10 protein-coding genes are annotated in these 12,328 nt (G+C 69.5%); 6 read left to right on the forward strand and 4 right to left on the reverse strand.

The features are described from left to right. Nucleotides 1–69: 69 nt before the first annotated feature. Both HDA45_RS31855 and HDA45_RS31860 read left to right on the forward strand, forming a co-directional pair. Nucleotides 70–408, forward strand: a complete 339-nt coding sequence (locus HDA45_RS31855) for a nuclear transport factor 2 family protein (protein WP_184906258.1) — start codon at nucleotides 70–72, stop codon at nucleotides 406–408. After that, complete coding sequence (locus tag HDA45_RS31860) at nucleotides 408–911, forward strand: DUF488 domain-containing protein (protein WP_184901578.1); 504 nt, start codon at nucleotides 408–410, stop codon at nucleotides 909–911. Before HDA45_RS31855 ends, HDA45_RS31860 begins: the two co-directional genes overlap by 1 nt. A 33-nt stretch (nucleotides 912–944) precedes the next feature. On the opposite strand, the gene HDA45_RS31865 is transcribed toward HDA45_RS31860, so the two are convergent. Together HDA45_RS31865 and HDA45_RS31870 are read right to left on the reverse strand one after the other, a co-directional pair. Continuing rightward, complete coding sequence (locus HDA45_RS31865; protein WP_246480852.1) at nucleotides 945–1,862, reverse strand: hypothetical protein; 918 nt, start codon at nucleotides 1,860–1,862, stop codon at nucleotides 945–947. Nucleotides 1,863–2,021: 159 nt separating this feature from the next. After that, nucleotides 2,022–3,419: an amino acid permease gene (locus HDA45_RS31870; protein WP_184901580.1), complete on the reverse strand. Its 1,398-nt coding sequence runs from the start codon at nucleotides 3,417–3,419 to the stop codon at nucleotides 2,022–2,024. A gap of 289 nt (nucleotides 3,420–3,708) precedes the next feature. On the opposite strand from HDA45_RS31870, the gene HDA45_RS31875 reads away from it, so the two are divergent. From HDA45_RS31875 to HDA45_RS31885, 3 genes are all read left to right on the forward strand, one after another. Further along, nucleotides 3,709–4,035 (forward strand): hypothetical protein, encoded by a 327-nt coding sequence (locus HDA45_RS31875; protein ID WP_184901582.1) that lies wholly within the window; start codon nucleotides 3,709–3,711, stop codon nucleotides 4,033–4,035. Continuing rightward, complete coding sequence (locus tag HDA45_RS31880) at nucleotides 4,035–4,436, forward strand: hypothetical protein (RefSeq protein ID WP_184901584.1); 402 nt, start codon at nucleotides 4,035–4,037, stop codon at nucleotides 4,434–4,436. The genes HDA45_RS31875 and HDA45_RS31880 overlap by 1 nt, the downstream gene beginning before the upstream one ends. Before the next feature lie 125 nt (nucleotides 4,437–4,561). Further along, nucleotides 4,562–5,134, forward strand: a complete 573-nt coding sequence (locus HDA45_RS31885) for a sigma-70 family RNA polymerase sigma factor (RefSeq protein WP_343072202.1) — start codon at nucleotides 4,562–4,564, stop codon at nucleotides 5,132–5,134. A gap of 1 nt (nucleotide 5,135) precedes the next feature. On the opposite strand, the gene HDA45_RS31890 is transcribed toward HDA45_RS31885, so the two are convergent. Together HDA45_RS31890 and HDA45_RS31895 are read right to left on the reverse strand one after the other, a co-directional pair. Continuing rightward, a complete protein-coding gene (locus tag HDA45_RS31890) occupies nucleotides 5,136–7,538 on the reverse strand; it encodes a helix-turn-helix domain-containing protein (RefSeq protein ID WP_184901586.1) in 2,403 nt (800 codons plus the stop codon). Nucleotides 7,539–7,610: 72 nt separating this feature from the next. Then, nucleotides 7,611–10,904, reverse strand: coding sequence for a right-handed parallel beta-helix repeat-containing protein (locus HDA45_RS31895; protein WP_184901588.1), 3,294 nt, complete (start codon nucleotides 10,902–10,904; stop codon nucleotides 7,611–7,613). A 131-nt stretch (nucleotides 10,905–11,035) separates the two neighbouring features. Here HDA45_RS31895 and HDA45_RS31900 point away from each other — a divergent pair, with 131 nt between their 5' ends. Then, nucleotides 11,036–12,142 carry a S8 family serine peptidase gene (locus HDA45_RS31900; protein WP_221471297.1) on the forward strand — a complete coding sequence of 369 codons (1,107 nt, stop codon included), beginning with the start codon at nucleotides 11,036–11,038 and terminating at the stop codon, nucleotides 12,140–12,142. Nucleotides 12,143–12,328: the final 186 nt, after the last annotated feature.

Consider the following 12,328-nt stretch of genomic DNA (forward strand, 5'->3'; position numbering starts at 1 on the left):
GCCTAGCGGAATACACGACACAGGATGTCGTGATTCGCTGGGAGGCTCATCCACATGACGAGCAAGACCGTGGCCACTGAGCCGAACGACCTGGGCAAGTTCTTCATCGAACGCGGCAACGCGGGCGATGTCGAAGGATTGGTGGCGTTGTACGAACCGGACGCCGTGCTGGCGTTCCCGCCGGGCAACCTCGCGACAGGGCACGCGGAGATCCGCAAGGTGTACGAGCAGTTCGTCGCGGCCGCGCCGGTGCTCGAGCCGGGCAGACAGCATCCGGCGCTGGTGAGCGGCGACCTGGCGCTCACGGCGTCCACGCTGACCACCGGTGAGATCACCGTCGAGGTCGCCCGCCGCCAGCCGGACGGTTCGTGGCTGTGGGCCGTGGACCAGCCGGTGCTCCTGCCGTAATGGGGAGGCTGGCGGAGGTCGGACGGATCGTGACGATCGGCGTCTACGGCTTCACGGCCGGCGCTTTCGTCGAGAAACTCGCCGACGAGGGCGTGGCGTCGCTGCTCGACCTCCGCCAGCGCCGCGGTGTGCGGGGTCCCGACTACTCCTGGGCGAACTCGGTGCGGCTCCAGCGCGCGCTCGCCGCGGCGGACATCGGCTACCGGCACGTGAAGGAGCTGGCGCCGACGACCGAACTGCGCCGGCTCCAGTACCGCGAGGACGACCGCCAGGGCGTGGGCAAGCGGAACCGTGTCGCGCTGGCGCCCGAGTACACCGAGCGCTACACCCGTGAAATCCTCGACCCGTTCGAGTTCGGTCCTCTCGTGGCGGGGCTTCCCGGCCACTCGGTGACCGCGCTCTTCTGCGTCGAACGCGATCCGGAAGCATGCCACCGTTCCCTCGTGGCCGCTCGGTTGCGAAGGGGGAACGGCTTGCCGGTCACGGACCTGCGCCCGGACTGAAGCGGGCCCGTCACCGGCAAGCCGTGGGCGAGGTCAGGTCGAGCAGTTCTTCTGAGTGCTCGTGTTCACCTTGGCTCCGGTGAATTCTTCGAGTATCGCGATGTTTTCGGGCGCGTAGTTCTTGGCGACGATCTTGTCCACGTCCGCGCTGCCGAGTTTGCTCGCGTAAGGCGCGGATTGATCGAGCCAATACGCCGCGCGGAGAAACTCGACGAGTACCAGTTCACGCAGTTCGGGCTGGGCCTTGGCCTTGGCCCAGTAATCGGGATATCTGGCTTTGGCGACGCGCAGATAGAGCAGGAGATACCGGATGTTGGTGGCGGCGATGTCCCTGGAGTTGCTGGCTCCCACGCCCTGGATGTACTCGGCGACCACCGTCGCCGCTGGCAGTCCCATGAGCCCGGCGTTGAGTTCCGCCATGACTCCCTGCATGCGATACGACCCTTGCTGCTGGTCTCGCAGGTAGATGCCGTCCATCGAGTCGGTGAGCTTGTCCGTGATCAGCGGCAGGATTTCGCGCCGGGGGAATCCACCGTGGAGCGGTACCTTCATCGCCTTGCGGGAATTGTTGATCCACGCGGACATGTACACGTCCCAAGAGGTTCTCGAGGGATCCAGATCCCACATGTGGGTTTCCTCGTGGATCGCCACCATCAGGGATTCGGCGAGCCCGTTGAAGCTGGTCTTGGTGACGAACTGGCTGAAATACTTGTCCTTCGCTTGAGCGATCGCCAGGCCCTCGCCGCTGGGCCATCGCCGTTTGTACACGGCTTGGATCGTCTGCAACCACTTCGAAGACTGGAAGCCTGCTTTGATGTCACTGACGTCGGCCTTCGGCTGCACGGGTTCTTCGTAGCAGAAGGGGGCGCGGACGCCCGCCGTACCGGCTTCTTGGGCCGCGGCGGTCACCGGAATTGAGGTGAGGGTCAGTGCGAGGCATACGGTCAGCATGGAAATGGGATATTTTCGATGCATGAGGACCTCGGTTCACGGTAGGGATTTTCCGTGGATCGGAACGGAGTGTCCCCTACTTGTCACCTTCACTCAATGATCTAGCTCAGACTGCGGCTGTACAGCCCAGGAATTATGGCGGCGAATGGCGGAAGGGGTTTATGTCCGCGCCAATCGCGACCTGCGCATGCTGTAGCCGAAGTAGATGAGCAGGCCGAGTGCCATCCAGCCGCCGAAGACGATCCAGGTGGCGCCGTCGAGGCTGAGCATCATGTAGCCGCAGCACAGCACCCCGAGGATCGGCGTGACGGGGGAGAACGGCACGCGGAACGAGCGCGGCGCCTCCGGTTGCCGCCGTCGCAGCAGCACGACGGCGACGTTCACCAGCCCGAAGGCGAAGAGGGTGCCGATGCTGGTGGCGTCGGCCAGCTTCCCGAGCGGGATGAACGCGGCCAGTGACGCGACGAAGCCCGAGACCACCAAGGTGTTGATCCGCGGCGTGCCGGATTTGGAGTCCACTTTGGACAGCGCGGCCGGTACCAGCCCGTCGCGGGACATCGAGAACAGGATGCGCGTCTGTCCGTAGAGGACGGTCAGCACGACGCTGGAGATCGCCACGATCGCGCCGACGGCGAGCAGCGCGGCCCACAGAGGGTTGCTGGACACGGCACCGAGCACATGCGAGAGCGCGGCTTCCTGGCCGTCGAATTGCTGCCACGGCAAGGCGCCGACGGCGGCCACGGCGACGAGGCAGTACAGCACGGTGACGATGGCGAGTGAGAGCAAGATCGCCCGCGGCAGGTCCCGCTGCGGGTTCTTCGCCTCCTCACCCGCCGTCGATGCCGCGTCGAAGCCGATGTAGGAGAAGAAGAGTTTGGCGGCCCCGGCGCTCAGCCCGGCGAGGCCGAGCGGCAGGAACGGCGTGAAGTTCGCCGCCCGCACCGCGGAGAACGCGATCGCGCAGAACAACACCAGCGTGCCGATCTTGATCACGACCATGATCGCGTTGGCCCGCGCGCTCTCCTTCGCGCCGGACAGCAACAGGAACATGGCGAGCAGCACGACGACGATGGCCGGGACGTTGACGATCCCGCCCGAGCCCGGCGGCTGGCTGAAGGCGTCCGGGATGGCGAATCCGAAGGCCAGCCGCAGCAACTCGTTGAGGTACTGCCCCCAGCCGACGGCCACCGACGCCACCGAGACGCCGTACTCGAGCACCAGGCACCAGCCGCAGACCCAGGCGACCAGCTCGCCGAGGGTGGCATAGGCGTAGGAATAGGACGAACCGGACAGGGGGATCATCCCGGCGAGTTCGGCGTAGGAGAGCGCCGAGAACAGCGCGGTGATCCCGGCGAGTACGAACGACAGCACCACCGCGGGGCCCGCCACCGGCACCGCCTCGCCGAGCACGACGAAGATACCGCTGCCCAGCGTCGCGCCGATGCTGAGCATGGTCAGCTGGCCCAGGCCGAGGGAGCGCTTCAGCGTGCCGTGATCACTTTCGGCGATCAGGTCGGCGACAGGTTTCCGCCGCACCACCGCGGCTCGCAGGTTCATGCCGACGACCGTATCTTCCGGCCTGAACGCCCGGCGCAGGAGATCAACCGGGGGCTCGCGGCAAAGCGTCCGGGTCGCTCGCCTGTGTCGGTTCCGGGTGTCGCGAAAGCCACTTTCGGGACATCAGATGTCCCGAAAGTGGCTTTCGCGACATCGGGGCGGGTGACCTAGCGGGGCGGTCACGGTTGTGCGGTTCTCCGGTAACGGCGGCGCGGACGGGTAACCCGGCGTTCGCGTCCGGCGTCTTCACCGATGCCAGAACCGTCCGCGGAAGACGAGGAGCGGAACAGTGCCGGAGATCGGAACCATCCAGACCGCGCCCCCTGGCGCCTCGGACGACGTCGTCAACGCCGGAGTGCGGTACGCCGAAGAACGGTTGGGCAGGCACGAACTGCCGATGCCCTCGGGTGAGGTCGGCGGCCAGGCCATCGAGTTCGCGATCGGGGCCCTGGAGGGGCGGGTGGTTCCCGTTCGGGCGGCCGAGCAGTTCGTCGAGCAGGTGGTCGTCGCGGCCGCGATGCGGGAGGTGAACGACGAACCGCCGCTGACCGCGTCCGACATCCGCCTGTTCCGCGATGTCTCGACGTGGTTCTTCAACAGTTTCTGGCACGAGTGATGCACGTCCGGACCGTGCGCCGGGAGATCGAGGTCGCCGAGCGGCGCAAGGGTCTCACGCTCTATCTGGGCGGCGGTGGCCTCGGCGGCCTGGGGCTTTTCGGCGCCGGCGACGTCGCCACCGGCATTTGGGATCGCGCGCCAGGCGTACTCCTGCCGCTGTTCGTCACGATGGTGTCGGTCACCGGCTACTGCCTCGCGCGTGGGTACGGCGGCTACGAGTACCGCGCGACGACGCTCGAACGGGACATCGAGGACGGGAAGCGGAAAGAGGCCGACGAGGTGGGCGACACCGTCTCGAAGGCCGTCAAGACGTACTACACGCTGGCACCGGTCTGTCTCGTGTTGACCGCCGCCTGCCTCCTCGTCGCCGTCTGGTGGGGAACGGTCAGTCCCGGTTGAGGAATTCGGCCGGGGGCCGGAAGAACCCCTCGGCCGTCACTTCTGCCGGTGCTTCCTCATGGTCGCCGAGCGGCTCCGAAGGTGGAATTGAGCGGAGCAAAGCCGTCGATCACAGGGAGGTCAGCGTGGCGAGCAACCGTGCCAGCCGGGTGACCGCGCTGGCGGACCGGGCACCGTCGCCCACCGACGGCAACGTCTTCCTCGCGTCCTTGCACACCGAGCACCGGGAGCAGCTGCTGCGGTTCACCCGCCGCCTGCTGCCCACCGATCCGCACCGGGCCGAGGACGTCGTGCAGGAATGCCTGTTCCGGGCCTGGCGGAACAGTGAGACCCTCGCGGAGAAGGGCTCGGTCCGCGCTTGGTTGTTCACCGTCGCCCGCAACCTCATCGTCGACTGGTCCCGCCGTGACAACGCGCGCCCGGTGGTGTTCGGCGACGACGACTTCGATCTGCTGCCGGGCGGCACCGATTTCGCCGACGAGGTCGTCGAGCGCTGCGTCGTCGAAGAAGGACTGGCCCAGCTGACGCCGATGCAGCGTGAAGCCCTCGAACAGGTCTACCGGTACGACCGCACGCGGCAGCGCGCGGCCGTGAGCATCGGGGTGCCTGTCGGCACGGTCAAATCGCGGGTGCACCACGCGAGGATCGCGATGACGGAAGTGCTGGCCTGCAGCGGTGTCACGGCCGCCGGATGGTGACTCAGACGGCGACGCCGAGCGTGGTGGCCAGTTTCCGGGCCATGCTCCTGGCGAGGGGAGTCTCGTACCGGGCGCATTCGGCGAGCGCGCGGACCCGGTGGCGGCGGGCTTCCTCCGGTTTGGCGCCGGAATCGGCGATGTCGGCCAGTTCGACCATGATCTCGATCTTCGTTTCGGAGCGGCGTTCTTCGGCGAGGGCGGCCACCAGTTGTTCTTCGGCCTCCTCCAGCCGCCCGGCCCTGGACAGCACCCGTCCGCGAAGATGCTGCGTCCGCGCCACCGCGAACGTCGCGTCGTGTTTGCGGAACAACGACTCGGCTTCTTCGAGCAGCTCCAGCGCGGTCGCCACGTCACCGCTCGCCGCCAGGCTGTCGGCGAGCCTGGTCAGCACCATGGACAGCAGTTCGTCGTTGCCCGGCGCGTCGGCGGAACCCCGGTAGTAGGCCTCGCTCCGTCGTTGCACGGCCACGGCTTCGTCGAACTCGCCGAGGGTGTGCAGCATGCTGCCGAGCAGGGACAGCGCCAGATGGTGACCGTTCGGATAGCCCGCCTGCTCGAACAGTTCCACCGCGCGCCTGCTGACCCGCGCGGCCTCGCGGGGCGAACCGAGCCGCCGGGTGATGGCCGACCCGTAGTACAGCGACCACGCTTCCGTGAGGACGTCGCCCGCCTCGCTCGCCGCCGCCACCGCGAGCTTGTGCGCCGCCAGAGCCTCCCGCGGTTCCCCGCAGAGCGCGTAGAGCGCCCATGACACGTAGTTCAGCTGCTCGGCCGCGGATTTGACGTCACCCAAGGCCCGTGCCGCCGCCGCGCCGCCCCGGAACACCTCCAGCCACAGATCGCCTGTCCCGCGCAGATCCGAGTACCAGTGCATCGCTTCGGCGAGATCGAGGACCCGACGGTGCTCACCCCGGCCGACGGCCGCGCGCAGGGCGCCGCGCCAGTGGGTCTGTTCCCGCGCCAGCCAGCGGGCCGCGGAATCCCGGTCCCGCACGGGATCGGGCCCGTCGACGGTGATCGTCACCTCCGGCCGGTCGTGGTCGAAGAACTGCGCCGCCTTCGTCGCCACCGTGAGCAGCCACTTCCGGACGCGTTCGCCGGCGGCGTGCACGTCTTCCGCGCGTTCGGCGGTTTCGAGCCGTTCCATGGCGTAGACGCGCAACAGGTCATGGCTGGTGTACCGGCCGGGTGTGCCGCTGAAGCCGAGAAGGCTGGCTTCGGCGAGCTTCTCCAGTGCCGCTTCGACCTCGTCCGCCTCCTGCCCGGAAGCCACCGCGGCGAGTTCGACGGAGGTGTCCGATCCGGGCACCAGCGCCAGCAGGCGGAAGACCTTGGCGACCTCAGGGGTCAAGTGGCGGTAGGAAAGTTCGAACGCGGCGCGCACCTGGAGATCGCCCGCGGTGAGCACGGACAGCCGCCGCCGTTCGTTCTCCAGCTGGTCGGCGAGATGCGCGATCGTCCACTGGAATCGGCTGGCCAGCCGGTTCCCGGCGATGAGCAACGCCAGCGGGACACCGCCGCAGAGCTTCGCCACCCGCCGCGCCGCGTCCGGTTCGCCCGCCAGCCGCCGCGTGCCCGCGATCGAGCCGAGCAGTGCCACCGACTCGTCTTCGGACAGCGAGCCGAGGGAGATCCGGTGCCGCGCGTCCAGCCCCGCCATCGTGTTGCGGCTCGTCACCAGCACCATCGACCCGGGACTGGTGGCCAGCAGCGGCCGCACCTGGGCCTCATTGGCGGCGTTGTCGAGGATGAGCAGCACTTCGCGGTCGTGCAGCAGGGAGCGGTAGAGGGCGAGGCGGTCTTCGGGATCGTTGGGGAGCTGGCGTTCGTCCACGCCGAATCCGCGCAACAGCCGGTGGACGGCGCGTTCCGGGGCGAGCGGCTCGAGATCCATACCGCGCAGGTCGAGGAACAGGCAGCCGTCACCGAAATGCCGGGCGAGCCGGTGCCCGGCGTCCACGGCGAGCGCGGTCTTCCCGGCGCCCGGCAGGCCGTGGAGCACCGCGACCTGCAGCCGGGACGAGGATTCGGCGTCCTGGGCGACGTCGTCGAGGATCCGCTGTTCGGCTTCCCGGCCGGTCAGTTCGGTGAGGTTGGGCGGAAGTGCGGCGACGAAAGCCCTGGGGGTTTCGGGTTCGGGCTCCGCTACGGCGGCCTCCGGTGCCGACGGCGTCCGGCGTCCGGAGCGGGCGAGATCGCCGAAGTCACCGGCTTCCTTCCCCGCCAGGCCGAGCCCTTCGACCAGCAGTTCCGCGGTGCGCCGCTGGGGGCTGCGGACGCGTCCGCGTTCCATGTCGCTGATGCTGCGCACGCTGATCCCGGTCCGCTCCGCGAGCTCTTCCTGGGTCATGGGGATGCGCAGCCGGTAGAAACGCAGGAAGTCACCGAACGCGGTCGTACCCACGCAGTCGAGCTCCTCTCAGCGAGCCGTGCCGATGGCGGTCATCCTGCCATGGCACGGCGTCGCCGAGAGGGCTCAGGGAAGGTCGGCGGGGGACAGCAGCCGCAGGTCGGCGACGGTGGGAGCGCCTGAAGTGCTGAGCCGCCCGGCCTGGCGGGTCATCATGATCTCCATCACCTGGCGGGCGTAGCGGGCGTTGCCGAACGACGCGCCGCGATCCACGTCCGCGAAATGCCGCCGCAGCGCGATGATCGTCTCCGGGGCGCACTCGTAGCCGTTCGTCGTCGCCATCCGGTGCACGATGGTCACGAGATCGTCGGTGCCGTAGTTCTCGAACTCGATGTGCCGGGAGAACCGCGACGCGAGACCGGTGTTGGAGGACAGGAACTTCCCCATCTCCGCGGAGTATCCGGCGACGATCACCACCGTGTCGTCGCGGTGGTCCTCCATCAGCTTGACCAGGGTGTCGACGGCTTCCTGACCGAAGTCGCCGCCTGTGGCTCCCTCCGGGGTGAGGGCGTACGCCTCGTCGATGAACAGCACGCCGCCACGCGCGCTTTCGAACGCCTCCCTGGTCAGATGCGCGGTGTGCCCGACGTAGCGCCCGACCAGATCGGCCCGCGCGACCTCGACGAGATGTCCCTTGCGCAGCACGCCCAGCGCGGCGAGCAGTTCGCCGTAGAGCCTCGCCACGGTGGTCTTGCCGGTACCGGGCGCGCCGGCGAACACCAGGTGGTTGCTGATCGCGGGGACCGGCAGACCGGCCTGACGCCGTTGCCGGGCGGTGGCGATCAGGTTCACCAGATCGTTGATCGCGTCCTTCACCCCGGTCAGGCCGATCATCGAGTCCAGCCGCGTCCGCAACGCGGTCAGCGCGTCGTCGTCACCGTGGCCCGCGCTGTCCGCCGCGCCGCCGGGCACGTCGGCGGGGAGCAGGAGGGACAGGCTCTGGTCGTCGGCGTCCGGTTCGCTCGCGAGACGGAACGCCTGCCGGTCCACCATCTCCTCGAACACCTTGCGCGCGGTGCGCCCGTTGCCGAAGTCGTCGCCGCGTTCCATCCGTCCGAAGTGGACGGACAGGGCGTTCCTGGTGTCCTCGGGCACCTGGTACTGGTGGGCGGTGCACATCCGCTCGACGATCGTCACCAGCTCGTCGGTCGCGTAGTTCTCGAACTCGATCGTCCGCGTGAACCGGGACGCGAGACCGGGGTTGGACTGCAGGAACTTGGTCATCTCCGGCGAGTAGCCCGCGGCGACCACCACGAGCTCGTCCCGGTGGTCTTCCATCAGCTTGACCAGCGTGTCGACGGCTTCCCTGCCGAAGTCCGGACCGCTGCCCTTGCCTTGCGCCGTCAGGGTGTACGCCTCGTCGATGAACAGCACGCCGCCGAGCGCCTTGGTGAAGGTCTCGGTGGTCTTGATCGCCGTCCCGCCGACGATCTGGGCGACCAGATCGGCCCTGGCGACCTCGACCAGGTGGCCGTCGCGCAGGACGCCGAGTTCGGCGAGGATGCTGCCGTAGAGCCGGGCGACGGTCGTCTTCCCGGTACCGGGCGGCCCGGCGAAGATGAGATGCCTGCTGGTCGGCGGCGCGACCATGCCCGCCTGTTCACGTCGGCGGGCCATCTTGTTGAGGTTCACCAGGGTCTTGACCTGATGTTTGACGCCGCTGAGTCCGACCAGCGCTTCCAGCTTCGCGAGCGGCGCGCCCTCGTCCTCGCCGTTCTGCGGTGCCGCTTCGGCTCCGGCGGCCTCGACCGTGCTCGCCGTGGCCGTACTGCCGTCGGTGTCCGGGGCGCCGTTGCCGTTGCTGGTCAGGTTTTCCACCGACAGCCGGGCGCTGGGCACGGTGACGCGCAGGCCGCCCCCGGTGTTGTCGGACGCGGTGCAGTCCACCACGCTCACCGCGTCGGACGACTCGATCCGGACGCCGTCGCGACGGTTGCCGCTGAGGTCGTCGGCCGTCAGCTTCGCCCGTGCACCGGCGTCCACTTGCACACCGTGGCCCCGGGAACGCCGGACCGTGGACCGGGAGAGCGTCAGTTCACCGCCGTCGCGCACCGCGACCCCGTCTTCGCCCGCGTCGATGATCTCGCAGTCCCGGAGCGAGCCGACGCCGCCCGGTCCGATCAGGACACCGGACTGTCCCGGCTGGAACACCCGAAGCGTGCTGACGTAAGGACTTCCGCCCTCGGAGACGCTCAGGCCCGCCTTCTTGGCGTCGCGGACCTCGCAGTCTTCGAGGCGGCCGCGGCCGTTGCCGGTGACCTCGACGCCGTTGCCGCGGCAGCCGTTCAGCGTCGCGCGGCGCAGAAGCGGGTTGGCCGCCGCCTCCACCCGGACGCCGTCGCCCGCGACGTCGTGGACCTCAAGCCGGTCGAACTCGGCCGTCGCGCCGTCGGTGAGCAGCAGACCCGTCGCCGAGCCGCCGCGGACGGCCATGCGGTGGAACGACGGGCCGCTCGCCTCGTCGACGTGGATGCCCGCGCCGGTCGCGTCCGCCACCTCGCAGTCCTCGAAAGTGCCGCGAGATCGTCCGGTGACCCGGACCCCGACCCCGCCGGTCTTGGCGGTGCGGCAGCGGCGCAGCAGGGGATCGGCGCCGTCGGCGACGGTGATCCCGTCGCCGGTGGTGTTGGTGACGCGGCATTCCTCGAGCACAGGGGAGGAATGGGTGCTGACGTAGACCCCGCTCGTGCTGTCGCGGACGGTGGTGTCGAGCACCTTCGTCGCGCTGTCCTCTTCGAGCGCGATGCCCGGCCTGTCGGTGGCGGAGATGTCGCAGTGCTGGACGGTGCCCTGCGCCTGTCCGTTCGCGCAGACGCCGTTGCCCTTGGCGTGCCTCAAGGTGCAGTCGCGGACCGTCGGATTGCCGCGTTCGGCGATCACCACGGCGGAGGTCCCCACGTGTTCGACGACGCAGTCCTCGATCGTGCTGGGAGCGGGCGAGGTGACCACGATCCCCGCGCCGCCGGGATTGGTGACGCGGCAGCCGCGCATCGCCAGCGAACCCGAATTGCGGGCCAGCACCGCTGTCCAGGCGGCGCCGATGATCTCGCAGTCCTCCACCGCCGCCTGTCCGCGCGCGACGTCGACCGTGGGCAGTTCCTCGTGCTGACCGCGCAGCACCAGACCGGTGAGTTTCACCGCTTCGGCGGCGAGCTGCAGCGCGCTGCCGTTGCGCGACACGATCTCCACGCTGCCGCGCACGTCGCTGGCGGCGATGGTGACCACCTTCGTGACCACCAGCGATTCGTCGTAGCGGCCGGGAAGCACGGAGATCACCGTGCCGTTGCGCGCGTCCTGCAGCGCTGCCGAAATGGTGCGATACCCCTGATCGCGGTCCACTGTGAGCACGTGCCGTGACACGAGCGCTCCCCTCGTCGTTCTGCGGGCTCCACCGGTGAGAACGCGGTGGAGGTCCCCGGCGGTTCACTCGGCGGGGAAACTGCCGGTTCTTCTTCGTGTTCGGCCGCGGCCGCGCGTGCTGGACTGGGACGATGAGGCGACACCTGACCGTGGCGTGCGCGACGCTCACCCTGCTGGCGAACGGTGGCCTCGCGGCCGCGCAGGACACGGAGCTCCCGCAGATCCCGCAGACGCTGCGGGCCGGGCAGCCGTGCACCGCGTCTTCGGGCAAGAAGGTCCCCTCGGCGCCGTGGCAGCTGCCGTATCTCGGCGCGGATCGCCTGTGGTCGCTCTCGACCGGCGCGGGCGTGACCGTGGCCGTCGTGGACACCGGCGTCGACAAGTCGGTCTTGCCCGCCGACGCGGCCGGTGAGGCCGGAACGGACTGCGTCGGGCACGGCACCGTCGTCGCGAGCCTGATCGCGGCACGTCCCGACGGCGGGATTTCCGGGCTCGCGCCGGATGCGCGCGTGCTGGCGCTGCGAGGTACCGACAAGTTCGGGGCCGCGACCGCGGCGGGCATCGCCGGCGCCCTCGACGAGGCCGTCGCCGCGGGGGTGCGGATCATCTGCGTCGCGGCGGCCGTGACGGAAGCGGATCCGGCGCTGCGCCAAGCCGTCGACCGGGCGATCGCCGCGGGCGCGCTGATCGTGGCGGCGGCCGGACGTGACCTCACCACGGCCCGCGACGTCCAGCCTGGGCCGTACTATCCCGCGGCGTTCCCCGGGGTGCTCGCGGTGACCGCCCTCGGCCCGGACGGGAAGACCACACCTGCGCGGGGAACCCTTGCGGCACCGGGAAACCTGGTGGTGGGCAAGGGCCCCGGCGGTGGCCAGGTCGTCGGCGCGGGACCCGCTTTCGCCGCCGCGCACGTGGCCGCCGCCGCGGCGCTGATCCGGTCTTACCGGGGAGAAGTGACGGCGGCGGACCTCGCCCGGCGGCTGCGGGACACCGCCTCGCCGCAGGCCGGTGGCCCCGTGCTCGACCCGCTCGCCGCCCTGACGTCGGCCTCTCCGTCGGGCGGGGCCGCGACGGTGCGCCGTGAGCCGGTCGCGGTGGTGCCGCTGCCGGACGTCGCTCCTGTGCGGCAGAGCGCTTTCGCCGTGGTGGGCGGGGTTTTGCTGGCGGTGTGCCTGCTGGGCGCGGCGGCCGTGGTGATGCCGCGGGGGCGGCGGCGCGGATGGCGAGCCGGGCGCTAACGCCGCACTCACGTGACCAGACCCGGAACTCGCGTGATCAGAGCCGGAACACTTGAGTGCGGCGTCCAATCACGTGAGTTCCGCGTCTGATCACGCGAGTGCGGTTCCTGATCACGCGAGTCACGCCTTACGTGCCATCGGGAAAGGGGCGGAGCCCCGGGACAGGACCCGGTCCCGGGGCTCCGC

The organism is Amycolatopsis umgeniensis (assembly GCF_014205155.1).
GTDB classification, from domain to species: domain Bacteria; phylum Actinomycetota; class Actinomycetes; order Mycobacteriales; family Pseudonocardiaceae; genus Amycolatopsis; species Amycolatopsis umgeniensis.

Excerpts from the sequence above, each read along its gene's own strand:
- HDA45_RS31860 (WP_184901578.1), top strand. The coding sequence starts at position 408 with ATGGGGAGGCTGGCGGAGGTCGGACGGATCGTGACGATCGGCGTCTAC.
- HDA45_RS31865 (WP_246480852.1), bottom strand. The coding sequence starts at position 1,862 with ATGCTGACCGTATGCCTCGCACTGACCCTCACCTCAATTCCGGTGACC.
- HDA45_RS31870 (WP_184901580.1), bottom strand. The coding sequence starts at position 3,419 with ATGAACCTGCGAGCCGCGGTGGTGCGGCGGAAACCTGTCGCCGACCTG.
- HDA45_RS31880 (WP_184901584.1), top strand. The coding sequence starts at position 4,035 with ATGCACGTCCGGACCGTGCGCCGGGAGATCGAGGTCGCCGAGCGGCGC.
- HDA45_RS31900 (WP_221471297.1), top strand. The coding sequence starts at position 11,036 with ATGAGGCGACACCTGACCGTGGCGTGCGCGACGCTCACCCTGCTGGCG.